The following is a 23,396-nucleotide window of genomic DNA, read 5'->3' as shown; positions in this document are numbered from 1 at the left end:
ATGATCTTTTGGAATATTATTAAACGCGAATTACAAATTGCTATGCGCAAACAGGCGGAAATTTTAAATCCGCTCTGGTTTTTCCTTATTGTAATTACGTTATTCCCGTTGGTGATTGGGCCGGATCCGAAATTGCTATCACGTATTGCGCCCGGCGTGGCTTGGGTAGCGGCATTGTTGTCGGCGTTGCTGTCCTTTGAACGATTATTTCGTGACGATTATATCGATGGTTCTTTAGAGCAGTTAATGCTCACCTCACAACCCTTGGTTTTAACGGCACTGGCCAAAGTATTGGCACATTGGCTATTGACGGGGTTGCCACTGATTTTGTTGTCACCAATTGCTGCATTATTGCTGTCATTGGAAATATCAATTTGGTGGGCGTTGGTGTTGACATTATTATTAGGCACGCCGGTGTTGAGTTGCCTTGGCGCCATTGGGGTGGCGTTAACGGTGGGCTTGCGCAAAGGCGGTGTATTGTTGAGTTTATTAGTCGTGCCGTTGTTTATTCCTGTGCTGATTTTCTCTGCTTCCGTGTTGGATGCGGCAGGATTAAACCTGCCTTATAGCGGGCAATTGGCTATTTTAGGCGCTATTTTGGCAGGCGTGATGACATTATCGCCGTTTGCCATCGCCACGGCATTACGCATTAGTTTAGATCAATAGAGGATTATTTATGTGGAAGTGGTTGCATCCTTATGCAAAATCAGAAACACAATATCAATTATGCGGTAAGTTCAGCCCTTCTTTTGCGATTCTGACCGCACTTTTATTAGGTGTAGGCATCGTTTGGGGGCTTGCTTTTGCGCCTGCTGATTATCAACAGGGCAATAGCTTCCGCATTATGTATGTGCATGTACCGACGGCCATTTGGTCTATGGGGATTTATGGTTCCATGGCGGTAGCTGCATTGGTTGCCTTAGTATGGCAAATTAAACATGCTCAGTTAGCCATGATTGCCATGGCACCAATAGGCGCATTATTTACCTTTTTGGCATTGATTACCGGTGCCATTTGGGGCAAGCCAATGTGGGGGACTTGGTGGGTTTGGGATGCCCGTTTAACGGCTGAATTAATTCTATTTTTCTTATATTTAGGCGTATTAGCCATTTATTCCGCTTTTCAAGATCGTAATGTGGGGGCAAAAGCGGCGAGCGTGTTATGCGTGGTTGGCGTGGTAAATCTACCGATTATCCATTTCTCGGTGGAATGGTGGAATACCCTGCATCAAGGGGCAAGTATTACCAAATTGGAACGCCCGTCAATTGCTACACCAATGTTGATTCCGCTAATTTTATGTATCTTTGGTTTTATGACTTTATATATTTGGCTAACCTTAGTGCGTTATCGTACAGAGTTATTAAAAGAAGATAGTAAACGCCCTTGGGTTAAGGCGTTGGCGGAAAAAATTAATTAATTGGGGAGAGAGAATATGTTCTTTCAAAGCTGGAGTGATTTAATTCATATGGGTGGCTACGGTTTTTATGTGTGGCTGTCTTATGGTTTAAGTTTTATAGCCATCGTGGCGTTAATCATTCAAAGTCTAATGGGGAAAAGTGCGGTGTTAAAATCCGTTAAACGTGAGCAACAGCGAGAATCCCGCCTACAACAAGTACAACAAAAAGGAGAGACGCTATGAATCCAAGACGTAAATCCCGTTTATCTATTATTATTTTAGTATTGGCAGGCGTGGTGATTGCAACAACATTGGTATTATATGCGTTGCGCCAAAATATCGATTTATTTTATACCCCATCAGAAGTGGTTTACGGCAAAGAGGATAAAGCTGATTTAAAACCGGAAGTGGGCCAGCGTATTCGTGTCGGCGGCATGGTGGTGGCCGGTACGGTACAACGCGATCCGAAAAGTTTGAAAGTGCGGTTTGATTTAAATGATATCGGTCCGTCTATCAGTGTTGAATATGAAGGCATCTTGCCGGATCTATTCCGCGAAGGACAAGGCATTGTGGCACAAGGCGTGTTAAAAGAACCGACATTATTGGAAGCCACCGAAGTGTTGGCAAAACATGATGAAAACTATGTACCCGATTTATTACCGCTTATCCGCAGTTTGGGGTTCTCACGAAGGCTCTTTGCTGTTATGGATTTGGTTGCTTTCGTTGTGGGGCGCGGCAGTTGCATTATTCAGTAAGCGTTTACCGCAAGAAGCTGCCGCCCGTGTACTGGGCATCATGGGCATTATCAGCATCGGTTTCCTGCTTTTCGTCTTATTTACTTCGAATCCGTTTGCCCGTACTTTCCCTGATTTTCCGGTGGATGGCAAAGAACTGAATCCGTTATTGCAAGATGTCGGCTTAATTTTCCACCCGCCGTTGTTATATATGGGGTATGTAGGTTTTTCCGTAGCGTTTGCTTTTTCCATCGCCTCTTTAATGACCGGTAAGTTAGATACTGCTTGGGCGCGTTGGTCTCGCCCTTGGACGATGGCTGCGTGGATCTTCCTCACCTTAGGTATCGTTTTGGGGTCTTGGTGGGCATATTACGAATTAGGCTGGGGCGGCTGGTGGTTCTGGGATCCGGTAGAAAATGCCTCTTTCATGCCGTGGTTAGCGGGAACCGCATTATTGCATTCTTTGGCTGTAACGGAAAAACGCGGATCCTTTAAAGCTTGGACGGTGCTTCTCGCTATCTTGGCTTTTTCCTTGTGTTTGCTCGGTACCTTTTTGGTGCGTTCGGGGATTTTGGTTTCCGTGCACGCGTTTGCTTCCGATCCAACCCGCGGCTTATATGTCTTAGCCTACTTAATCGTGGTGATTGGTGGCTCACTAACTTTATATGCTTACAAAGGCAGTCAAATTCGTTCACGCGATAATGCGGAACGTTATTCCCGCGAAAGCCTATTGTTGCTAAATAATATTTTATTAATGACCGCACTTTGTGTGGTTTTGCTCGGCACATTGTTGCCGCTTGTGCATAAGCAATTGGGGTTAGGGTCAATTTCTATTGGTGCGCCGTTCTTTGATCAAATGTTCCTGATTATTATGACGCCGTTTGCCTTGTTATTGGGAATTGGGCCATTAGTGAAATGGCGCCGTGATCAGTTCTCTGCTATTCGCACTCCGGTTGTGGTGAGTGTCATTATCATGTTAATTGCAGGCTTTGCTTTGCCGTATTTATTACAAGACAAGATTACTGTCAGCGCGGTATTAGGTACCATGATGACAGTAATTATTGTATTGCTTAGTCTTTATGAAATGCACCAACGAGCAACGCACCGCGACAGTTTCTTACAAGGTATCACGAAATTGTCCCGCTCCCACTGGGGCATGGTCTTGGCGCATTTGGGTGTTGCTATGACAGTTTGGGGCATTGCCTTTAGCCAAAATTACAGCGTTGAACGTGATGTACGAATGAATGTGGGGGATTCGGTGCAAATTGCCGATTATGATTTCACGTTCAAGGGCATTAGCGATGCTAACGGGCCTAACTATATCGGCGGTAAAGCGCAAATTGATATTACCCGTCATGGTAAACCGGAAGCAACGTTGTTTGCCGAGAAACGTCTTTATACCGTTAGTAAAATGCCGATGACCGAAGCGGCCATTGATTGGGGCTTTACCCGTGATTTATATGTCGCCCTAGGTGAAAAATTAGATAACAATGCTTGGGCGTTACGCTTATATTACAAACCGTTTATCCGTTGGATTTGGCTGGGTGGTCTGTTTATGGCGCTGGGTGGTTTATTGTGTATGTTCGACCGTCGTTATCGGTTTAGCAAAATCTTAGAGAAAAAAGAGACTGCGTAGTAAATCTGCGTAGGCTGAGTAGAGTATTTCAATGAAAAAGAAATTATATCTTCCGTTAATTATTTTTTTAGCATTAGTTGCTGCTTTTCTGGTGCAATTACAACGCAATGCACAAGGCGATGATCCAAAAAACTTGGAGTCCGCTTTGGTAGGTAAACCGGTACCCGCGAAAACGTTGACGGATTTATTATCAACGAAAACATTTGACGAAAGCTTGTTTAAACAAGGTAAACCACTTCTGCTGAATGTGTGGGCAACATGGTGTCCGACCTGTTATGCGGAACATCAATATTTGAATCATCTCGCCAAACAAGGCGTGCCGATTATTGGTTTAGATTATAAAGATAACAGTGAAAAAGCCGTTAAATGGTTACATGATTTAGGAAATCCTTATCAAGTGGTGTTGAAAGATGAAAAAGGATCTTTTGCCTTAGATTTAGGCGTGTATGGCGCACCGGAAACCTTTATTGTGGACGGCAAAGGTGTAATTCATTATCGCTATGCCGGTGATGTAAACGAGCGGGTTTGGCAGGAAAAACTACAACCGATTTATCAAAAATTAGTTGGGGCGCAGTGATGAAAAAAACACTTTTATTTTCTACCGCACTTTTATTTAGCGTTACCGCATCCGGCGCTATTGACGCGTTGAATTTTAGTTCGCCGCAGCAGGAAGACGACTATCATTCTTTAACCCAAGAGTTACGTTGCCCACAATGTCAAAATAATAATATTGCCGATTCTAATGCGACTATCGCGGTAGATATGCGTGGCAAAGTATTCGAATTACTCCAAGAGGGCAGGTCCAGAGAAGATGTGGTGCAGTATATGATTGATCGATACGGTAATTTTGTGACCTACGATCCGCCACTAACGCCGGCAACAGTGATTCTTTGGGGCGCGCCGATTGTCTTAATTTTGTTAGGCATGTTATTGGTTTTTCGTCGTAAGCACCCGCAACCTATTTCTACGACAACAAAACATGAAAGTCTCACCACAACATCGTTAAGCGAAGAGGAACAGCAGCGTTTAAACGACTTATTAAACAAGGAGAATGACAAATGAGTTTATGGTTAAGCATTCTCTCCTTAACGCTCATCGCTGCCTTGGTTTGCTTCTTTCCGTTGTTGAAAAAAAATGTGCAAAAACCATCGGTGCAACGAGATACTTTAAACAAAGCCTTTTATTTTGAACGTTTAAAAGAAATTGAGCGTGATGAAAAACAAGGTTTGTTAGAAAATGCCGAACAGCTCAAAGTGGAACTACAACAATCTTTATTGGAGGACATCCCCCAACAAGCAGCCGAGCAAATCAACGAGGGCAAAAATTACGGCAAATTGTGGTTTGTATCCGGTTTATTGGCTTTAGGTATTATCGCCGTTCCCGCCTATTTTTCGGTGGGCGCTTGGCAGACGGAAATCATGTTAGAAAAATCCGTTGAAAAATTACCGAACTTTTTTGAACGTATGCAAACGGAGGAGACCAATCCGTTAAGCGAAAGCGAAATGCAACAGTTTGCTACGGCGTTACGCTTAGATTTACAAAAAGATCCGAATAATGCAAAAAATTGGTGGTTGTTAGGACAAATCGGTTTGAATTTGGATAAACCGCAAATGTCCTTAGATAGCTTTGCCCGTGCCAATAAATTAGATCCGAAAAATAATTTATATAAGTTGGCCTATGCCCGTATTTTGATGTTCTCTGAAGATACAACAGATAAATTAAAAGGGAGTAATTTACTGCGTGAGGTGATTCGTGAGGATCATACCAATATTGATGCATTAAGTTTGTTGGCTTTCAGCTATTTTGAAACAGAAGATTATAAAATGGCGGCAGTAACCTGGTCGATGATGTTAAAACTGTTACCGAAAGATGATCAACGTGTGCCAATCATTGAACGCAGTATTCGCTCAGCCCGCGATGCGTTAGAGGTGCAAGAGCAAGAAAAACATCAACAAATCACGCCGAATGAAGAAAAATAGCTATATGTCACATTTTTGAATGGTGTCATTTCGCTTTTTAAACTAAAGTGCGGTAGTTTTCTGCGTTAAAATTAATGTACCTTGTAAGCCAGTCTGTATCAGTGGATTGACAGGAAACAATTTACTTTCTTCAGCGATCCTGATAATTTACTGGTTGAGATTTATACAATTTTATTATTTTATTTTTTACTTGGGTCATTATGCTTTAAGAGGTCTTTGCTATGATTTTAAAAAAACTTACTTTAGGGCTGTCGTTTATCTTTTTTTCTCATGTTACTTTTGCGGAATCTTGGAGTATGCATATTTCGGAAGAGGGCATTACCAAAAAAGTTGCCGAGCAACCGAACCAATCAAGACAAGCGGGTACTTCAAAACAACATTTTTCTTTTTCTGATAGTAATGAAAAGGGAAAAACGACCTTTATTAATAAAACCGGTAATAAAAAATTTGATCCAAGTAATATGGCTGATGTGAATGAATTAGGCAAAAGTATCTCATTTGAAGTATTTGAAATTAAAGAAAATAAAGATTCACATTCGGTGTTCGAATCTGGTGCAGGAATTTGTTATGGCTTTAAATCTAATGATGGCGTGGTGTTTACTGATTCGACGACCTATTATGTGGATAAAAGCAAGCAGCAATATTATGCCAGCATTATCGGTGCAACAGTGTCTTCCAGTTTAGAACCGCAAAATGTGCAATATGCACCGGTATTTAATATTAAGGATCCGAATTTAGATCGTGAAGTTAAGTCAGAAGAACAGCGCAACGGTAAGGTCTTAGTAAATAAGAACTTGAAGAAAAATAAAGAAATTCTTTCCAATGTAGTATGTAAATAAGCAGAAGGTAATTATGCAAAAATTATTCTCTATTATAGGTGTCGCTTTAGTTTTGAGTGCATGCACTTCGCCTAAACAGGTAACAAATAATGCCCCTTTGGATATGCAGACGGTGAATGCTTATCAGGTAAAAGTTAACAGTGGAAATACGGTATCTGCGAAGTATAAGGTCGTGGACCCTAAGCCAACAGATAATGTTTTGGACGCCAGTGATTCTGTGCCAAAAATGAAAGTTTACTATGAACGCCGCCGCCCTAGCGTTATTGTGGAACCTAGTTTTGGTTATTACCGCGGTTGGCATTGATAATAAGAAACACTTTATTTTTTGACCGCACTTTTTGTGTGTTTTTCTAGTAGAAGACTAAATTTCAGTTGATGAAATTTAGTCTTTGTCATTTTTTCTTCCAGCCTTTTATGTTACATATTTGGGTGTTTATACCTAAAAATTGTTAATTGCAATTCACTCTTTTGGACTCAATCAAAATTACGCCAAACCTACTTATAAATGGGTATTTTGCAGTCTCTATTGTATTAACTCGCTTAACAAAAACATAACAAAATAATCAGTTAAATTTGAAAAATTGATCAAAAGCAAAAAAACGTTAAATACCTATAGAAAAAATATATTTATTTGGATATGTTACGACCGCTATTTAGACTTTTTGGTCTTATATCATATTGTTTTTAATGATAAAAGTTCTCATTATTAACCAAGTGGTGGCAGGCCTTTATAACCTTGTATTTTCAGAAAAATTTAACTTTACTGGAGTGATTATCGTGAACGCATTGAGAAAAAGCCTGATTGTGGCAGCTTCTTTCGCAGCTTTTGGCGTGTTTAATTCAGCCATGGCAGAATTGGTTTATAAACCGTTGGAACAGCCTGTAGAAGCCCCTAACCCTAATTTAAAAATCGAAGCAGTAAATGAAAAATTTGCTGCGAAATACCCTAAACAATTTGAGTCTTGGAAAGCCACTGAAAAAGGTGAAAAGATCGTTTATGCTGATGAGGAAAATCCGCGTCTTATCGTATTGTGGGGCGGTTATGCGTTTGCGAAAGAATATAATGCACCGCGCGGTCATATTTATGCCATCAAAGATGTGCGTGATATTTTACGTACAGGCGCACCGAAAACAGCTAACGACGGTCCTCAACCAATGGCTTGCTGGACTTGTAAAGGTCCGGATGTACCACGTTTAATCGCTGAGTGGGGTGAAGAAGGCTACTTCAGTGGTAAATGGGCGAAAGGTGGTGCCGAAGTAGTGAATGCTATTGGTTGTGCTGATTGTCACGATACTACCTCTAAAGACTTTGCCGTAGGCAAGCCAGCTCTACGCATTGCCCGTCCTCACGTGCTTCGTGCGTTAGATCACTTAAATAATGCACTTCAAGCGAAAGCTAAAGCAGAAGGTAAAACTCAACCTAATTTAAGTTTTGGCACAGCAGCGCGTACAGAACAACGTGCAGAAATTTGTGCGAACTGCCACGTTGAATACTATTTTGCAGGCGATTTGAAACAAGTGACTTTCCCGTGGGATAACGGTCAAACCGCTGATGATATCGAAAAATACTATGATGATATCGGTTTCACCGACTTTACTCACTCTTTATCTAAAGCGCCTATCTTAAAAGCGCAACACCCTGACTTTGAAATTTGGTCTTTAGGTATGCACGGTAAAAATGGCGTAACCTGTATCGACTGTCACATGCCTAAAGTACAAGGTGCAGACGGTAAAGTTTATACCGATCACCAAATTCAAAATCCATTCGATGCCTTTGATAGAACCTGTGCTAACTGTCACGATCAAAGCAAAGACAAGTTAAAAGACATTGTCGCTTCCCGTAAAAAAGAAGTGAAAGACATCATGGGTCGTTTAGAAGAACAAGTAGTTCGGGCTCACTTTGAAGCAAAAGCAGCTTGGGATGCTGGTGCTACTAAAGAAGAAATGGAACCTGCCTTAATGGATATCCGTCATGCGCAATGGCGTTGGGATTACTCTGCAGCCAGTCATGGTGGTCATATGCACGCACCAGACGTGATGCTTCGCGTGTTAGGTTCTGGTCTTGATAAAGCCGCTGATGCGCGTGCTAAACTTGCTGCAATCTTAACTAAACATGGCGTGAAAACTCCGGTTGAAGTACCTGATATTTCTACTGCAGAAAAAGCATGGAAAGTAATGGGTATCGATATCGAGAAAGAACGTAAAGCCAAAAAAGAATTCTTAGAAACTGTTGTACCTCAATGGGAAAAAGAAGCGAAAGCCTCTGGCAAATTAGCTGAAGATACCGTAACAAAACAATAGAAAAACGTACTGCACTTTTGTGCAATACATAAAAGTGCGGTCATTTTCAAAAGCAAATTTGAGGTAATCAGAATGAATTTAACTTACTTACTCCGCAAACCGGCAAAAGCTTTCACATTGCTTGCAATGTTGGCTGTTGTGCCGATGGTAGTACAAGCGGAAAGTCAGCCGACCACGATGGAACAGCTCACTTACGAACCGCAATTGGATAATCAACGCGATCCAAACCAGTACTGTGCAAAATGTCATAAATTTGACAAAGTCGATAAAAACCAAACCTTGGATCAATCCGGTGGTGAATTGCATTTTGGTAAATTTCATGGAGCGCACTTAAATCAGAAAAACCCGAATAACGGTAAACCGATTAATTGTGTGAACTGCCATGGCAATATTTCTGAAGATCACCGTCGTGGTGCAAAAGATGTTATGCGTTTTGACGGCGATATTTTTGGAGAGAAAAAACCAATGTATAGCGCACAAGAACAAAACCAAGTATGTTTCTCTTGCCACCAACCGGAAAAACTTCGTGAAAAACTTTGGGCGCATGATGTTCATGCGATGAAATTGCCTTGTGCAAGTTGTCACACATTACACCCGAAAGAAGAGCCGATGAAAGGTATTACACCGAAAAATCGCGTGAAACTTTGCGTGGATTGTCATGGTGAACAACAAAAACGCAAGGCACAAAAAGAACAAACTCAATCAACCGAACAAAAGGATAAACAATGACAGCCTGTTCACGCCGAAACTTTGTTTCCGGCATGGGGGCGTTAATCCTTATGACGGGAACATCAGTTTCCTCTTTAGCAAAAGAGGAAAAGGCGGATAAACCGAAACGCTATGCAATGGTACATGACGAAACGGCTTGTATCGGCTGTACCGCCTGTATGGATGCCTGTCGTGAAACCAACCAAGTACCTGAAGGTGTTTCACGGTTAGAAATCCTGCGTAGCGAACCTTATGGGGAATTCCCGAATCAAGAGTACGAGTTTTTCCGTCAATCTTGCCAACATTGTACTAATGCACCTTGTGTGGCCGTTTGTCCGACCGGTGCATCGTTCATTGATCCTGACACGGGAATCGTGGATGTACACAAAGATCTTTGCGTCGGTTGCCAATATTGTGTTGCAGTCTGTCCTTATCGCGTGCGTTTCATCCATCCTGTGCATCGAACCGCCGATAAATGTAACTTCTGTCGTGACACGAATTTGGCACAAGGTAAGCAACCGGCTTGTGTGGAAGCTTGTCCGACCAAAGCGTTAACCTTTGGTGACATGAACGATCCGACTAGCTCAGTAGCACGCAAAGTGAAACAAAGCCCAGTTTACCGCACGAAAGTGGAATTAGGTACGCAACCGAACCTTTACCATATTCCATTCCAACACGGAGAACCAAGAAGATGACATTAGATTATCCTGTTCCGTTTCACACACCAAATTTGGTGTGGGATTCAACAATTGCTATCTATCTGTTCTTGCTTGGTATTTCCTCCGGTGCAGTACAACTAGCAATCGCTTATAAACGTAGTCATAAACTTGAAAATCCAAGCAAAAACTGGATTATCCGTGCTGCTGCCGTATTGGGTAGCGTACCGACGCTAATCGGTTTAATCCTGTTAATTTTCCACTTGGCTCGTCCTTGGACGTTCTGGAAGTTGATGTTTAATTATCAATTTAATTCCGTAATGTCCATGGGGGTAATGTTATTCCAAGTGTATATGCTCTTCCTTGTGTTATGGTGCGCAGTGATTTTCAAAGAAGACATTGCTGCCTTTATCAACCGTTTCATGCCGAAGTTTGGTTTTTTAGTGAAATGGATTGGCGCTTTTGAACGCTTGGTAGGTGAATGTGAAGTTATCCTGTTCATTTTAGCCGCTGTATTAGGGGCTTATACAGGTTTCTTACTTTCCGCGTTAATTAGCTATCCGATGTTGAATAATCCAGTATTACCAGCGCTATTCTTAGCCTCTGGTACATCATCAGGTATCGCAGCTACCTTCTTATTTATCCTGATTGCAGGTAAATTAAGAGGTGATTCCCACGAATCTCACTTCATTCATAAATTTGAAGTGCCGATTATGGTGACCGAACTTGGTTTATTGGTATGTTTTTTTGTCGGGCTTTATTTTGGTGGCGGTCAAAAAGTTGTTGCGTTACAAAATGCTTTATCCGGCTTCTGGGGCGCAGTCTTCTGGATTGGGGTATTCTTTATTGGTATCGTCATCCCGCTCTTGGGGAACTTAGCCGCGAAAGATAGCTTAAAATACAACAAGAACTTTATCATTTTTGTGTCGATTTTCGACTTGATTGGGGTGTTGTGTTTGCGGTACTTTATTTTGTACGCAGGACAGCTTACAACCGCGTGATAAGGTTTTTATTTATATTGAAAGGCGTAGTAAAATACGCCTTTTTGTTTGTCGTTACTTTTCTTTGCTTTGCCAAAGAAAAGTAACCAAAAGAAAGGCAACCCTGCTTTGCCTTGTTTATTCGCAACTCAGCATAGCTGACTTGCTCACCCCTTCGGGGGCGTTGGCATAGCAAACACTCAAAATGCGTTGCATTTTGTCCTTTGTTCCATTGAATTTGCTTTACGGAAATTTTCGAACTCGCCACCTGAGTGGCTCAAACAAAGCGAAAATTTTCCTACAAATTCAACTCCACAAAGGCGGCAAAGAAGGGAACCTGATTTGTTCTTTCTACGAGTAAAGTGCGGTTAAAACTTTAAACGTTTTTATCTAACTTTCCCCTCTTTAGCAAAGAGGGGAAGGGGAGATTTGGCAGAAGTGATTTCAACCTTATAGGTTGTTCAATATCGTCAAAATCTCCTCCTAACCTCTTCTTTGTTAAAGAGGAGGTATAAAATGCAGGCGAAACCTGAAGTGATCATCCACCAAACCAACATGACAACCTAAAACACACGAGATTATTTTATGATCCCCGAACTTGGCTTTATCTCTCTTCTTCTTGCTATGATGAGCGCGCTTCTTCTCTCGGTCGTTCCACAACTCGGGCTTTGGTTACGTAAGCCCTCGCTTACCCAATTGGCTTGGGGATTAAGTTATTGCTTCGGCTTATTTACTTTAGCCGCCATTGCCATTTTGGCGTATTCCTTTGCGGCCGATGATTTTACGTTGGAATATGTCGCAGCCCATTCGAATTCTCAATTGCCGACTTTCTTTAAAATTGCGGCGACTTGGGGCGGGCATGAAGGTTCAATGTTGTTCTGGTTATTTTCACTTTCTGTTTGGGTTGTGCTGTTTGCATTATTTAATCGAAAAAATGACCGCACTTTTGTGGCGCAGAGTTTGGTGATTCTAGGTTTAATTTGTTTTAGCTTTGCTGTTTTTATCGTTTTTTTCTCTAATCCGTATGGACGCATATTTCCAGCACCATTGGAAGGCCGGGACTTGAATCCGATGTTACAGGATGTGGGGCTGATTTTTCATCCGCCATTGTTATATCTTGGCTATGTCGGCTTTGCCGTAAATTTTGCCTTGAGTATTACTGCATTGTTGCATCAACATCTAGAAAGCCAAATTGCCCGCGTGATGCGTGTTTGGGTATTGGTGTCTTGGTTGTTTTTAACCCTCGGTATCGTGCTTGGGGCGTGGTGGGCGTATTACGAACTTGGCTGGGGTGGTTGGTGGTTTTGGGACCCGGTAGAAAACGCTTCATTAATGCCTTGGTTATTAGGTTTGGCGCTGTTACATAGTTTAATTGTCAGTGAAAAACGAGGCATTTTTAATTATTGGACGACGCTTTTCTCGCTTTTAGCTTTCGCACTCAGTGTACTCGGCACTTTCATTGTGCGCTCAGGCGCATTGACTTCCGTACATGCTTTTGCGGTAGATAGTCAACGTGGTACGGCACTGTTTGTTATTTTCTTCTTGCTTACCGTCGGTGCGCTCGGTTTGTTTGCTTTCAAAGCGAATATGCAGCAACAAGCTGTTAAATTAAAGTTACTTTCCAAAGAAAGTGCGGTGCTTTTTTTGAATGTTTTATTAAGCATTGCCACCGTTAGCACGTTTCTCGGCACTTTCTATCCAATGTTATTCCAAGCTATGAATTGGGGTTCTATTTCTGTTGGTGCGCCTTACTTCAACAGTATTTTCCTTCCGCTGATTGCGTTGGTGTTAATTACCATGGTGATTTCGCTTGGATTGCATTGGGCGAAAGCGGATAAACGCATTTTATTAAAACGTGCTGGGTTATTGTTGCCGTCGTTGTTGCTTTCCTATTTGGCCATTCACCACTTTATGCAAAATGACAGCGCGTTACAGTTTAAATGGACAGCCTATTTTCTACTGACCTTAGCAATTTGGTTGTTATTGGCGACGTTGTGGCAAAACTGGTGTAAGCTAGGTCTTTCTCACTATGCGATGATTTTTGCACATAGCGGTGTTGCTATTGCAACGATGGGCGCCGTCATGAGCAGTTATTTCGGTAGTGAAATCGGTGTACGTTTATCGCTACAACAAAGCCAACAACTTGGTGCATTTAATTTTCACTATGAACGATTTTCCAATGAAATCGGCCCAAATTTTACGGCTGAAGTGGCGACGTTTAGCGTGACAGAAAATAGTAAGCCGTATGCCGAATTACAGCCGGAACGCCGTTATTATGATGTGCGTACCATGACCATGAGTGAAGTGGGACTGTCCGGCGGTTTTTGGGGCGATTTGTATATTGTTATGGGGGATCCGCTCGGTAAGGGAGAGTTTACGTTCCGCCTTCATTATAAACCGTTGATTCGTTGGTTGTGGTTCGGCGGTGTATTGATGGCATTTGGTGCATTGTGTTCTGTATTGACGATGAAGCGAAGAGGAAAACGTGATGAATAGAAAAATGATTTTCTTCCTGCCATTAGTATTGTTACTTGGTGTATGTGTTTTGTTGTTGGCGGGATTGAATCAAGACCCGAAAAAAATTGCCTCCGCTTTAATTGATAAGCCTGTACCTGAGTTTTATCAGGCGAGTTTATTGGATAATCGTCAAACACTCAGCCCGAAAGATTTTCCGAAACGCCCATTTTTGATCAATATTTGGGGAAGCTGGTGCGGTTATTGTCAGCAAGAACACCCATTATTGCTTGAGTTAGCAAAAGAGATTCCTATCGTGGGCGTGGACTATCGTGACAAACCGCAAAATGGCATTGCGATGCTGCAACATATGGGCAATCCCTACACCTTAGTCATTGATGACAGCCGTGGTGAATTGGCGTTAAAACTTGGCGTGGACGGCGCGCCGGAAACCTATTTAGTGGATGCCAACGGCATTATTCGTTATCGTCATTCCGGCTTATTAGATCGGGAAATTTGGCAAAAAACTTTCGTGCCTCAACTTAACCAGCTATTACAACCATGAAACGATTTTTCGCGTTAATTTTTTTATTGATCAGTCTCAATGCCATTGCTGAAATGGTGGATACCTTTGAATTTCATAACCAGGCGGATCGTACCCGCGCCGTGGAATTGGCGAAATCTTTACGTTGCCCACAATGTCAAAATCAGAATTTAGTCGAGTCTAATTCACCTATTGCCTACGATTTGCGCATCGAGGTGTATAACATGGTGAATGAAGGTAAAACCAATCAGCAAATTATTGATTCCATGACCGCGCGTTTCGGTAATTTCGTCAATTATAAGCCACCGTTTCAATGGAACACGGCATTGCTTTGGTTACTGCCGGCAGGATTGTTGTTGGTGGCATTTGGGTTGATTTGGTATTCCAGTCGCAGCTCATCACCGCTTGAACCAGAAAAACAGGTGGAAAATCGACCGCACTTTCACTCCCTACAAGAGAAAAGTGCGGTCAAATTTGAGCTTAAATCGACGCTCCTGGTTTTTGCTTTATTGCTTGCCATTCCTTTCGCGTATTATTTTTCTCTGGAACGCTTTTCTCGTGCACAGCAAGGTGAGCAGGAACAAATTGCACAACATAATCAGCAACTCGAAACGCCGGAAGAAAATAAAACCGAGGCGATTATCGGCAAAATTCAGGATAAATTGCGCCAAGATCCGAATAGCGCGGAAAACTGGATTAAGCTGGGTGACGCGTATATGCAGAATAACGATTTTGATAGCGCCCTTGTTTGTTATGACAATGCTGAAAGAATTAGTGGCCGTCAGCCGACCACGCAAGGCTTGATGGCGATGGCATTATATCTTCAGGCAAATCAACAGATTACGCCACAGGTGCAACAATTCTTGAATGAAGCGTTGGCACAAGATCCGAAAGAAGTCTCCGCGTTATCTTTGTTGGCGGCAGAAGCCTTAAAAACACGCGATTATTCCACTGCACTTGATTATTGGCAGCAAATTTTAGATTCAGGCAACTCCGCGGTGGATCGTCGTGCCACCATTCAGAAAATGAAAATGGTCGATTTCATGCAGAAGGGAGAGTTGCAGTGAGCCAGCATGCCATTGAAACGCTGATTATCGGCGCGGGGGCGGCAGGCTTGTTTTGTGCGGCGCAATTGGCAAAGTGCGGTGGCAAAGTCAGAATTTTAGATAACGGCAAGAAAGCAGGTCGAAAAATTTTAATGTCCGGTGGAGGCTTTTGTAATTTCACCAACATGGAACTCTCTTCAGAACGTTATCTCAGCCAAAATCCCCATTTTGTGAAATCTGCCTTAAAACGCTTTACCCAATGGGATTTTATCGGTTTAGTGGCAGAGTACGGCATTCCTTATCACGAAAAAGAGCTCGGTCAGCTGTTTTGCGATAACGGGGCAGAAGATATCGTCAATATGCTACTGACGGAATGTCAAAAATATGGTGTGGAGATTGCCTTACGGCAAAGTATTTCTGCTGTGGCAAAAACGGAAAATGGATTTTCTGTCGTGACAAACGGTGAGACATTGTATTGTACTCATTTAGTCGTTGCTACCGGCGGTTTGTCTATGCCGGGTTTAGGGGCGACACCTTTCGGTTATCAAATCGCCGAACAATTTGGCATTCATGTCATTGCGCCACGAGCGAGTTTGGTGCCTTTTACTTGGCGCGAATGCGACAAGTTTTATGCCGCGTTATCCGGCATTTCCTTAGATGTGGCGGCGACTAATCAGCACAAAACCTTTACCCACCAAATGCTTTTTACCCATCGTGGTTTATCCGGGCCGGCCATTCTGCAAATTTCCAACTATTGGCAACCGGGCGAAAGCATTCATCTTGATTTATTGCCTTATAACGATATTCGTCATCATTTAAACGAACTGCGCCAATCTTCACCGAAATTACAGTTAAAAACCGTATTAAGCCGTTTATTACCCAAAAAATTGGTGGAATTATGGCTTGCTCAAGGTTTTATACAAGACGAAGCCATTGCCCAATTAAGCAAAGTGCGGTTAGAAAATGTGGTGAATTTAATCCACCACTGGCAGTTTGTACCGAATGGCACAGAAGGCTATCGCACTGCAGAAGTGACCATGGGTGGCGTGGATACTCATGAAATTTCCTCCAAAACCATGGAAAGCAATCACGTGCAAGGCTTGTATTTTATCGGCGAAGTATTAGATGTTGCCGGTTGGCTTGGCGGTTACAACTTTCAGTGGGCGTGGAGCTCTGCCTATGCCTGTGCGCAGGCGATTGGCTTGAAAAGAGAAGAAATGCCGTCATAATTGACGGCATTGCTGTATTTAAGGTTATTCGGCAAGCTCCGTTTGCTGATGAGACATCAATTCTTGTCCCACATCGGCTAATAAACTCAAATAGCGTTCATATTGTTTCAAAATATCAGCAATCAATTCTTGGCTATTCATATATTGCACGTCATAGCCGATTCGCCCGTCAAAGAAGTAGGTGTAAGGCTCGTAGGTCATGTTATGTTGAATATGTGGTAGGTGATCGTCGTTAATTAATTGTTCGGACACTTCACGACCCACCGATTTAATGCCATACATAAAATCACGCAGCGATTCTTTCTGAATAATGAACTCTACGGCAGGTTCGGTTTGTTCAAAATAGGTGTTGATATGTACGCTTAACCCATATTTACCAATCAGTTCCTGACGCAATTCACGCATTGCCGGGAGTGCAGTACGTTTAAGAAATTTCAAAATATCCTGTTCTTGGGTTTGATTAAGAATCTGTTCCAATCGTTCTTGCCAATTCTCACCGTTCCAATACACACTGGTCGGCGTCACTTTGGTGGTGAAGTATTTTTGATCGGCATTCAAACCTTTCCATAAGCTCACGCACATGATGAGCATTAATAACATGAAAGGTAGCGCCACAATGAGCGTCATGGTTTGCAATATCGGAAGTCCGCCTGAGCGCATCAATACAATGGCCACAATGGACATTAATAAACCCCACATAATGGCTTGCCAGCGGGGTGCCGATAAACTTTTATCCCGTGAGGCGATATTGTTTAACACATAGATGCCCGAATCTGCCGAAGTAATGAAAAACAGCGAGATAACCAACAGACTAAGTAAGCCGGTGAGAGTGGGGAGCGGTAAGTAATTCAGGAATTTAAATAATAGTTTTTCCGGTACGTTAATTAATTCGCTTAATGCACCATTAGCCAAACGTTCGTTAATCCAAATAGCGGTATCACCGAAAATAGTGAACCAAATCACACAAAAAAGAGACAGAACAGCCAACACGCCGAAGATAAATTCACGAATAGTACGACCACGTGAAATACGGGCGATAAATAACCCGACAAATGGTGCCCAAGAACACCACCATGCCCAGTATAAAACCGTCCAACCGCTAAACCATTCGGTGTTGTTCTGTTCATACACATAGGTTTTAAAGCTAAGTTGGAGTAAATTACTTAAGTAAGTACCGAGGTTGTCATTAAAGGCGGAAAGTAAGTACAGTGTTGGGCCACTAAGCAACACAAATATCATTAAGAGCAGTGCTAGACTGAGGTTTATTTCACTCAATGTTTTTACGCCTTTGCCTACGCCTGAAATGGCTGAGGTCACGGCCATCGCCATGACGACAAAAATAATTGCAATTTGAATGGGGAAGCTATTTTCTGTAATCCAGCCTAATTGTTCTAAACCTGCGCCCAATTGCGCCGCACCGAAACCAAGGGTTGTGATAATTCCAAAGAGTGTTGCGATTAAGGCTAAAATATCAATAATATCGCCCATTTTTCCGTTAATGCGATCTTTTAACAGTGGGTAAAAACAAGAACGTAAGGCCAAAGGTAATTTATAGCGGAAAGCAAAATAGGCTAGCGCTAAGGCAATCACCGCATACACTGCCCATGCGTGAATCCCCCAATGGAATACTGTATGCAACAGGGCTTCCTGCTGTTTATGTTCGCTTGCGCCTGTAGTGATAGAAGATAAATAATGCGTGAGTGGTTCTGCCACCCCAAAGAACATCAGGCCCACGCCCATCCCCGCGGCAAATAGCATTGCAAGCCATGCCCAAAAACCAAATTCCGCCTCTTCCTCATTCATGCCTAATTTGATATTACCAAAACTGCTGATGGATAAGGTCAACAAAAAGAATAAGAAAATTGAAAAACCGAGGATATAAAACCAACTGAAATTCTTAAAAATACTGCTTTTTGCCGCATTCAGCAACGCATTGGCTTGCTCCGGCATTACCAAGGTGATACTGACTACCAATAAAACAAAGAATAACGTTACGCAAATCACTAAGGGATTAAAAGAGGATTTTCGTTGTAAAAATCGGGACAAAGGCAAAACTATTCTCTCCTATAAAAAATCAAAATAACAAAGATGAAAGATTAAAATTGGTATAAAAAATAAGCTAAAAATGATGAATGGATGGCCTATGAATCAGCACTATTTAATAGAAATAATTTGTAGAAATATAAGACATTGTTTCTTTTTATTGGTGTAATTATAGCAAAAAATATTGATTATTTCAAATTTGGAAAGTTGATGTGTAAGAAACATGCTGGTGAACAGGTAAAAGCGAGTTTTAGCGTATTAAAGTGCGGTCGGATTTCCAAGTGTTTTTCTGTTTAAAAATAATCCCTAAAACACGTTGAGCTTGTGGAGGATTTTCATTAGTATAGCGTTCATCCACTTCTGTGGTGCAATGTTAAGTTTAACTTTAATTTCGACTAAGGAGTCTTCAGGATGAAGCATCTTATCGCCACTGCGGTACTTTCCGCGTGTTCAATGGCTTATGCCAATACCCACATTTCAAATTACAACACCGATTCCCATCTGTATGAATTTACCCAAACCTACGATTTAATTGCGCCGAAAGGTTCGCTAGGTCAGGCTAATTTGTGGGTGCCGTTGCCGTTTAACGGGGAATATCAACAAGTTAAATCTATTCGCTTTGAAGGCAATTATTTGGATGCCTATGTGACGGAAAACAACAAATACGGCGCAAAAACCTTGTTTGTGACTTGGGATAAAGAGACGCAAAAAGGTGATTTAAAAGTCACTATGGTGATTGAAACCAAAGATCGCGAGCCGATGGCAAAAGGTGCTTTGGATAATTACAAGCCACCGAAAGACATTCAGTATTCTGTGGATGTGCAGGAATATTTGAAACCGACGCAACACATTAAAACCGATGGCATTGTGAAACAATTCGCCGATAAGATTGTGGGCGCAGAAACGAATCCGTTGAAAAAAGCTGAGCTGATTCACCAATGGATTGTGGGTAACATGGAACGGGATAATTCCGTTTTAGGCTGTGGTGATGGCGATGTGGAAAAAATCTTAACCACCGGTGTATTAAAAGGCAAATGTACCGACATTAACTCCGTTTTTGTGGCACTTGCCCGTGCAGCAGGGATTCCTGCCCGTGAAATTTTCGGTATTCGCTTAGGTGCGGCGGAGAAAATGGGGAAATATTCTAAAAGCGCATTCGGTAGCGCAGATGAACATGGTGTGGCGAATGTGAGTGGCGGTCAACACTGCCGCGCAGAATTCTATCTGGCCGGCTTCGGTTGGGTGCCGGTGGATTCTGCCGACGTGGCAAAAATGCGTTTGGCAGAGAAAAAATCCGTGGAAGATAAAGACACTCAAGCCGTGGCGAAATATTTATTCGGTAACTGGGAAAATAACTGGGTAGGCTTTAACCACGCACGCGACTTCGAGTTGTATCCACAACCGGAATTGGCGCCAATCAACAACTTTGGTTATCCGTATGCCGAAGTGGGTGGCGATCCACTCAATTCCTTTGACCCGAAAGCATTTAAATATGACTACGTCTCTAAAAAGCTCCAATAAATCCTTTTGGATTGCCATTGCCACCGCGCTGAGTGCTGCGGTGGCTTCCACCTTGTGTTGCATTGCACCTTTGATTTATTTGCTCTTTGGTGTGTCATCTACATGGTTGATTGGTTTTGGCGAGTATGATTATTTACGCATGCCGATGCTCATTGTGTCATTGTGTGCTTTTGCTTACGGTTTTTGGTTACTGATGTTTTCCAAAAGAATTATTTGCAGCAAATACATTTCCCGTAAAAAGCTCATTGTTTTATATTGGGTCGTATTTATCGTGATGTTATTTTTCTTAACCTTGTTGCCGTGGATATTAGAATTAACTGATTAGGAACGAAAAAATGAAAAAGTTATGCACCGCACTTTTGTTTTCTTTGTTTGCCCTGTCTTTTGCGTATGCCGAAGAGGCACCTGTACAAGCAGAAAAGAAAATTGTCTTGAAAGTGAAAGAAATGAATTGCCAGCTTTGTGCTTATTTGGTGAACAAAGAATTGCGTAATATTGACGGCGTGATTTCAACTAAAGCTTCCATTAAAGATGGTACGGTTACTGTGGTGGAAGACCCTAAAGTGCCTGATGAACAGTTGATTAATGCGATTCATAAATTGAATTACACGGCGGAAGTGGTGAAGTAAATCCTTTGAAAATAAAAGTGCGGTTAAAATTCTCAACGTTTTTTAACCGCACTTTTTTATTTCTAACAATCAGCTTATTTAATCACACCACACGCCATACGTGCACCGCCACCGCCAAGTGGAGCAGGGTGGTCAGAATGGTTGTCGCCACCAACGTGGATCATGATGGAATGACCACGAACTTCATCAAGGTGTTTTATACGTGGTGCAAGAACCGGATTGGTGGCTGTGCCATCGTGTAATACAGTTAATGCGGGTAAATCGCCTAAGTGCGCATCATCTTGCCATGGGAAACCGTGTTTTTTGGTTTCTTTCGGATCCCAGTGACCGCCGGCGCCTAAGCCTGCAGTAAGTTTACCGTCTTTTTCTTTTGGCTCGCAGCTCGGGTTTTGGTGGATGTGGAAACCATGTAAGCCCGCTTCTAATCCGCTTAAGTTTGGTGTAAATACCAAGCCGTAGTTGGATTCGGTAATTGTTACAGTACCCACATCTTTATTACCGTTAACCGGGTCAAGTTGTTGCACTTTCACTTCAATGGAAGCACCGGTAGGTGCCATATGGTCATGTTTGTGTTCATACGCATTGACCATTCCTGCAGCACAGATTGCACTGACACTGATAGCTAAGAGAGTTTTTAATTTCATTTATTGACTCCTTTTGTGTTAAAAAAACCTCCTATATTCTAACCTAACTAGGGAATAAATCGAGTATTTTTAGTATGTTATTAGCTATCAAAGTCATTTAAATTTTTTATCTTTTTCCTTTAATCGAAATAATATTTATTTATAATAGTAATTGTTACTATTTTATTAAGGAGAAATCAGATGGGTAAAGAAGAGATTGGCCATAATTTCTTGGCTCGTTTAGGCAAAACCCGCTTGCGTCCGGGTGGTCGTAAAGCCACCGATTGGTTAATTGCGAGCGGTGATTTTAGTAAAGATAAAAAAGTACTCGAAGTGGCTTGTAATATGTGTACCACAGCTATCGGTTTGGCTAAGGAATATGGTTGCCAGATTGAAGGTGTCGATTTAGATGAGAATGCATTAGAAAAAGCTAAGGCCAATATTGCAGCGAATAACTTGCAGGACAAAATTCATGTGCAACGCGCCAATGCGATGAAATTACCTTTTGAAGATAATACGTTCGATATTGTGATTAATGAGGCCATGCTTACCATGCTGCCTGTTGAAGCCAAAATGAAGGCGGTTGCCGAATATTTCCGTGTGCTAAAACCGAATGGCTTTTTGCTGACCCACGATGTGATGTTAGTGGGGGATGACCATAAAACTATTTTGGAAAATATGCGTAATGCCATCAATGTGACGGTAACGCCATTAACCAAAGACGGTTGGAAACAGGTGTTTTTAGACAGTGGTTTTCGTAATATCGAAACCTTTTCCGGTGAGATGACACTGCTATCGCCAAAAGGAATGATTTATGACGAAGGCGTGTTAGGGACACTGAAAATCATTAAAAATGCTATGAAAGCAGAAAATCGTGATCAGTTTAAGAAAATGTTTAGAACCTTTAATGACCCTGAACGTAAATTGCATTTTATTGCGGTTTGTAGTCAAAAATAACCGATTTTCTTATGATTAGCCTCCAAATTGGAGGCTAATTTCTTTTATAATGATTCAATTTTGCCTGACTCGATCTTAAAAGTGCGGTGCTTTTTCGGTTGCATTTCGTTGAGCTGATTTTGTGTAATGGCGGTGACAAAAACTTGTGAGCCGCTGTTTTGTAGGCGTTCGGCGAGAAGACTACGTTTAGTTTGATCCAACTCGGAGGCAAAGTCATCAATGAGGAAAATACAATGGCGCTGTTTTTTTTGCATCAAATGTTCGCCTTGAGCTAAACGCAGTGCGCACATTAATAATTTCAACTGACCGCGCGATAAAATATCTTCCACCGGCAATCCGTTAGCTTTAAAGCGAAAATCGGCTTTTTGTGGACCGGAAACCGTATAGCCTAATGCGCGATCCCGTTCAAAATTACGCGCCAATAATTCGGCATAATTTTGCTCTTTTTCCCACCCTTGATGAAAGCTCACGCTAATGTCTAGTTCCGGCAGGAATAAACGGTAGGTTTGTTCAATTTCCGGTTGTAAGGCTTGCGCATATTCGGCTCTTAGCAGGCTTACTTGCTCGGCAAGTTTCACCAATTCCACGTCCCAAATTTTCATCTGTTGATAGCTGGAAACTTGCTGTAAGGCGGCATTTCGTTGTTTGAGTAAACGATTTAAACTCGCCCACTGATTATAAAAACTCACGTGATGATGAAATAAGCCCCAATCCAGAAAGGCGCGACGATAGCTTGGGCCGCCATTGAGCAAATTTAAACCTTCCGGCGTAATAATTTGCATGGGCAACAGGTGTGCGAGGTCGGAAATTTTATTGCCGTCTTCGCCGTTGATTTTCACGAGTGTGTTGCCTTGGCGTAGTTTTTGCAAGCCTACTGACCATTGATGTTGCTGTTCTTGAATTTGCCCGAAGAGGGTAAAGTGCGGGTGATCGTAAGAAATAATCCGATTACTGACCGCACTTTTAAAAGAGCGTCCGTGACCTAAATAGAAAATGGCTTCCAGCAAGCTGGTTTTGCCGCTGCCGTTGTTGCCAACCAAAAAGTTAAAGCCGTGATCCAATTCCAGATCCACGGCTTGTAAATTACGAAAATTTTCAACGGTTAAACGTGAAATCGCCAT

Annotated in this window: 24 protein-coding genes and 1 pseudogene; 22 read left to right on the top strand and 3 right to left on the bottom strand. The window is 42.1% G+C overall.

The features are described from left to right. The 18 genes and pseudogenes from ccmB to EL144_RS04675 all read left to right on the top strand — a co-directional run bounded on the left by ccmB (position 1) and on the right by EL144_RS04675 (position 16,502). The gene (gene ccmB / locus EL144_RS04760; RefSeq protein WP_005701623.1) at positions 1–666 is read left to right on the top strand and encodes a heme exporter protein CcmB; all 666 of its coding nucleotides are present in this window, start codon (positions 1–3) and stop codon (positions 664–666) included. Between the two features lie 10 nt (positions 667–676). Beyond that, positions 677–1,417, top strand: a complete 741-nt coding sequence (locus EL144_RS04755; protein ID WP_005701621.1) for a heme ABC transporter permease — start codon at positions 677–679, stop codon at positions 1,415–1,417. A gap of 15 nt (positions 1,418–1,432) precedes the next feature. Next, a complete protein-coding gene (gene ccmD / locus EL144_RS04750; protein WP_005701619.1) occupies positions 1,433–1,639 on the top strand; it encodes a heme exporter protein CcmD in 207 nt (68 codons plus the stop codon). Continuing rightward, entirely contained in the window at positions 1,636–2,151 is a 516-nt protein-coding gene (gene ccmE, locus EL144_RS04745; RefSeq protein ID WP_005703442.1) for a cytochrome c maturation protein CcmE, read from the top strand. The genes ccmD and ccmE overlap by 4 nt, the downstream gene beginning before the upstream one ends. Continuing rightward, positions 2,036–3,766 (top strand): annotated as a pseudogene (locus tag EL144_RS04740) (heme lyase CcmF/NrfE family subunit); the annotation flags it as partial. The gene ccmE and the pseudogene EL144_RS04740, both read left to right, overlap by 116 nt. A 31-nt stretch (positions 3,767–3,797) precedes the next feature. After that, positions 3,798–4,343: a DsbE family thiol:disulfide interchange protein gene (locus EL144_RS04735; protein ID WP_005703440.1), complete on the top strand. Its 546-nt coding sequence runs from the start codon at positions 3,798–3,800 to the stop codon at positions 4,341–4,343. Then, entirely contained in the window at positions 4,343–4,828 is a 486-nt protein-coding gene (locus EL144_RS04730) for a cytochrome c-type biogenesis protein (protein WP_005703439.1), read from the top strand. Before EL144_RS04735 ends, EL144_RS04730 begins: the two co-directional genes overlap by 1 nt. Next, positions 4,825–5,745: a c-type cytochrome biogenesis protein CcmI gene (ccmI, locus tag EL144_RS04725; RefSeq protein ID WP_005703437.1), complete on the top strand. Its 921-nt coding sequence runs from the start codon at positions 4,825–4,827 to the stop codon at positions 5,743–5,745. The genes EL144_RS04730 and ccmI overlap by 4 nt, the downstream gene beginning before the upstream one ends. A gap of 221 nt (positions 5,746–5,966) precedes the next feature. Next, a complete protein-coding gene (locus tag EL144_RS04720; RefSeq protein ID WP_005703436.1) occupies positions 5,967–6,584 on the top strand; it encodes a hypothetical protein in 618 nt (205 codons plus the stop codon). A 13-nt stretch (positions 6,585–6,597) separates the two neighbouring features. Next, positions 6,598–6,888, top strand: coding sequence for a lipoprotein (locus EL144_RS04715; RefSeq protein WP_032994979.1), 291 nt, complete (start codon positions 6,598–6,600; stop codon positions 6,886–6,888). Between the two features lie 473 nt (positions 6,889–7,361). Next, positions 7,362–8,885: an ammonia-forming nitrite reductase cytochrome c552 subunit gene (nrfA, locus tag EL144_RS04710; RefSeq protein WP_197718135.1), complete on the top strand. Its 1,524-nt coding sequence runs from the start codon at positions 7,362–7,364 to the stop codon at positions 8,883–8,885. Positions 8,886–8,957: 72 nt separating this feature from the next. Further along, positions 8,958–9,614: a cytochrome c nitrite reductase pentaheme subunit gene (gene nrfB, locus EL144_RS04705; protein ID WP_005701609.1), complete on the top strand. Its 657-nt coding sequence runs from the start codon at positions 8,958–8,960 to the stop codon at positions 9,612–9,614. Continuing rightward, positions 9,611–10,288, top strand: coding sequence for a cytochrome c nitrite reductase Fe-S protein (gene nrfC, locus EL144_RS04700; RefSeq protein WP_005703433.1), 678 nt, complete (start codon positions 9,611–9,613; stop codon positions 10,286–10,288). Before nrfB ends, nrfC begins: the two co-directional genes overlap by 4 nt. Then, positions 10,285–11,250 (top strand): cytochrome c nitrite reductase subunit NrfD, encoded by a 966-nt coding sequence (gene nrfD, locus EL144_RS04695; protein WP_005703432.1) that lies wholly within the window; start codon positions 10,285–10,287, stop codon positions 11,248–11,250. Before nrfC ends, nrfD begins: the two co-directional genes overlap by 4 nt. Positions 11,251–11,814: 564 nt before the next feature. Beyond that, positions 11,815–13,725, top strand: a complete 1,911-nt coding sequence (gene nrfE, locus EL144_RS04690) for a heme lyase NrfEFG subunit NrfE (protein ID WP_032994977.1) — start codon at positions 11,815–11,817, stop codon at positions 13,723–13,725. Next, positions 13,718–14,248, top strand: a complete 531-nt coding sequence (locus EL144_RS04685; RefSeq protein ID WP_032994975.1) for a DsbE family thiol:disulfide interchange protein — start codon at positions 13,718–13,720, stop codon at positions 14,246–14,248. Before nrfE ends, EL144_RS04685 begins: the two co-directional genes overlap by 8 nt. Beyond that, positions 14,245–15,294, top strand: a complete 1,050-nt coding sequence (gene nrfF / locus EL144_RS04680; protein ID WP_005703428.1) for a heme lyase NrfEFG subunit NrfF — start codon at positions 14,245–14,247, stop codon at positions 15,292–15,294. Before EL144_RS04685 ends, nrfF begins: the two co-directional genes overlap by 4 nt. After that, on the top strand, positions 15,291–16,502 hold the full coding sequence (locus EL144_RS04675; protein ID WP_050332714.1) for a BaiN/RdsA family NAD(P)/FAD-dependent oxidoreductase: 1,212 nt from the start codon (positions 15,291–15,293) through the stop codon (positions 16,500–16,502). Before nrfF ends, EL144_RS04675 begins: the two co-directional genes overlap by 4 nt. A 24-nt stretch (positions 16,503–16,526) precedes the next feature. On the opposite strand, the gene EL144_RS04670 is transcribed toward EL144_RS04675, so the two are convergent. Then, on the bottom strand, positions 16,527–18,554 hold the full coding sequence (locus tag EL144_RS04670; protein WP_032994973.1) for a BCCT family transporter: 2,028 nt from the start codon (positions 18,552–18,554) through the stop codon (positions 16,527–16,529). A gap of 402 nt (positions 18,555–18,956) precedes the next feature. Here EL144_RS04670 and EL144_RS04665 point away from each other — a divergent pair, with 402 nt between their 5' ends. The 3 genes from EL144_RS04665 to EL144_RS04655 are packed head-to-tail and all read left to right on the top strand — an operon-like array spanning position 18,957 to position 20,695. Further along, positions 18,957–20,066, top strand: coding sequence for a transglutaminase-like domain-containing protein (locus EL144_RS04665; protein WP_005703424.1), 1,110 nt, complete (start codon positions 18,957–18,959; stop codon positions 20,064–20,066). Continuing rightward, a complete protein-coding gene (locus EL144_RS04660; RefSeq protein WP_005703423.1) occupies positions 20,038–20,391 on the top strand; it encodes a hypothetical protein in 354 nt (117 codons plus the stop codon). The genes EL144_RS04665 and EL144_RS04660 overlap by 29 nt, the downstream gene beginning before the upstream one ends. A gap of 10 nt (positions 20,392–20,401) precedes the next feature. Beyond that, positions 20,402–20,695 carry a heavy-metal-associated domain-containing protein gene (locus tag EL144_RS04655; protein WP_005703422.1) on the top strand — a complete coding sequence of 98 codons (294 nt, stop codon included), beginning with the start codon at positions 20,402–20,404 and terminating at the stop codon, positions 20,693–20,695. A 74-nt stretch (positions 20,696–20,769) separates the two neighbouring features. Here the strand turns inward: EL144_RS04655 and sodC are convergent, their stop codons facing one another. Continuing rightward, positions 20,770–21,339, bottom strand: coding sequence for a superoxide dismutase family protein (gene sodC, locus EL144_RS04650; protein ID WP_005703421.1), 570 nt, complete (start codon positions 21,337–21,339; stop codon positions 20,770–20,772). A gap of 180 nt (positions 21,340–21,519) precedes the next feature. On the opposite strand from sodC, the gene EL144_RS04645 reads away from it, so the two are divergent. Next, positions 21,520–22,275 (top strand): class I SAM-dependent methyltransferase, encoded by a 756-nt coding sequence (locus EL144_RS04645; RefSeq protein WP_005703420.1) that lies wholly within the window; start codon positions 21,520–21,522, stop codon positions 22,273–22,275. Between the two features lie 44 nt (positions 22,276–22,319). On the opposite strand, the gene recF is transcribed toward EL144_RS04645, so the two are convergent. Next, the gene (gene recF / locus EL144_RS04640; RefSeq protein WP_005703419.1) at positions 22,320–23,396 is read right to left on the bottom strand and encodes a DNA replication/repair protein RecF; all 1,077 of its coding nucleotides are present in this window, start codon (positions 23,394–23,396) and stop codon (positions 22,320–22,322) included.

Source organism: Aggregatibacter aphrophilus ATCC 33389 (assembly GCF_900636915.1).
In the GTDB taxonomy this organism is placed as follows: domain Bacteria; phylum Pseudomonadota; class Gammaproteobacteria; order Enterobacterales; family Pasteurellaceae; genus Aggregatibacter; species Aggregatibacter aphrophilus.
Note: the sequence above shows the minus strand (reverse complement) of the source record. Positions and strands in the feature narration are given on the sequence as shown.

What these genes read in the sequence shown, in the direction of transcription:
- EL144_RS04655 (WP_005703422.1), top strand. Translation starts at nt 20,402, where the DNA reads ATGAAAAAGTTATGCACCGCACTTTTGTTTTCTTTGTTTGCCCTGTCT.
- EL144_RS04645 (WP_005703420.1), top strand. Translation starts at nt 21,520, where the DNA reads ATGGGTAAAGAAGAGATTGGCCATAATTTCTTGGCTCGTTTAGGCAAA.
- ccmD (WP_005701619.1), top strand. Translation starts at nt 1,433, where the DNA reads ATGTTCTTTCAAAGCTGGAGTGATTTAATTCATATGGGTGGCTACGGT.
- sodC (WP_005703421.1), bottom strand. Translation starts at nt 21,339, where the DNA reads ATGAAATTAAAAACTCTCTTAGCTATCAGTGTCAGTGCAATCTGTGCT.
- recF (WP_005703419.1), bottom strand. Translation starts at nt 23,396, where the DNA reads ATGGCGATTTCACGTTTAACCGTTGAAAATTTTCGTAATTTACAAGCC.
- EL144_RS04720 (WP_005703436.1), top strand. Translation starts at nt 5,967, where the DNA reads ATGATTTTAAAAAAACTTACTTTAGGGCTGTCGTTTATCTTTTTTTCT.
- ccmB (WP_005701623.1), top strand. Translation starts at nt 1, where the DNA reads ATGATCTTTTGGAATATTATTAAACGCGAATTACAAATTGCTATGCGC.
- EL144_RS04665 (WP_005703424.1), top strand. Translation starts at nt 18,957, where the DNA reads ATGAAGCATCTTATCGCCACTGCGGTACTTTCCGCGTGTTCAATGGCT.
- EL144_RS04660 (WP_005703423.1), top strand. Translation starts at nt 20,038, where the DNA reads ATGACTACGTCTCTAAAAAGCTCCAATAAATCCTTTTGGATTGCCATT.
- EL144_RS04735 (WP_005703440.1), top strand. Translation starts at nt 3,798, where the DNA reads ATGAAAAAGAAATTATATCTTCCGTTAATTATTTTTTTAGCATTAGTT.
- nrfB (WP_005701609.1), top strand. Translation starts at nt 8,958, where the DNA reads ATGAATTTAACTTACTTACTCCGCAAACCGGCAAAAGCTTTCACATTG.
- EL144_RS04715 (WP_032994979.1), top strand. Translation starts at nt 6,598, where the DNA reads ATGCAAAAATTATTCTCTATTATAGGTGTCGCTTTAGTTTTGAGTGCA.
- ccmE (WP_005703442.1), top strand. Translation starts at nt 1,636, where the DNA reads ATGAATCCAAGACGTAAATCCCGTTTATCTATTATTATTTTAGTATTG.
- EL144_RS04730 (WP_005703439.1), top strand. Translation starts at nt 4,343, where the DNA reads ATGAAAAAAACACTTTTATTTTCTACCGCACTTTTATTTAGCGTTACC.
- nrfC (WP_005703433.1), top strand. Translation starts at nt 9,611, where the DNA reads ATGACAGCCTGTTCACGCCGAAACTTTGTTTCCGGCATGGGGGCGTTA.
- ccmI (WP_005703437.1), top strand. Translation starts at nt 4,825, where the DNA reads ATGAGTTTATGGTTAAGCATTCTCTCCTTAACGCTCATCGCTGCCTTG.
- EL144_RS04685 (WP_032994975.1), top strand. Translation starts at nt 13,718, where the DNA reads ATGAATAGAAAAATGATTTTCTTCCTGCCATTAGTATTGTTACTTGGT.
- nrfF (WP_005703428.1), top strand. Translation starts at nt 14,245, where the DNA reads ATGAAACGATTTTTCGCGTTAATTTTTTTATTGATCAGTCTCAATGCC.
- nrfE (WP_032994977.1), top strand. Translation starts at nt 11,815, where the DNA reads ATGATCCCCGAACTTGGCTTTATCTCTCTTCTTCTTGCTATGATGAGC.
- nrfD (WP_005703432.1), top strand. Translation starts at nt 10,285, where the DNA reads ATGACATTAGATTATCCTGTTCCGTTTCACACACCAAATTTGGTGTGG.
- EL144_RS04755 (WP_005701621.1), top strand. Translation starts at nt 677, where the DNA reads ATGTGGAAGTGGTTGCATCCTTATGCAAAATCAGAAACACAATATCAA.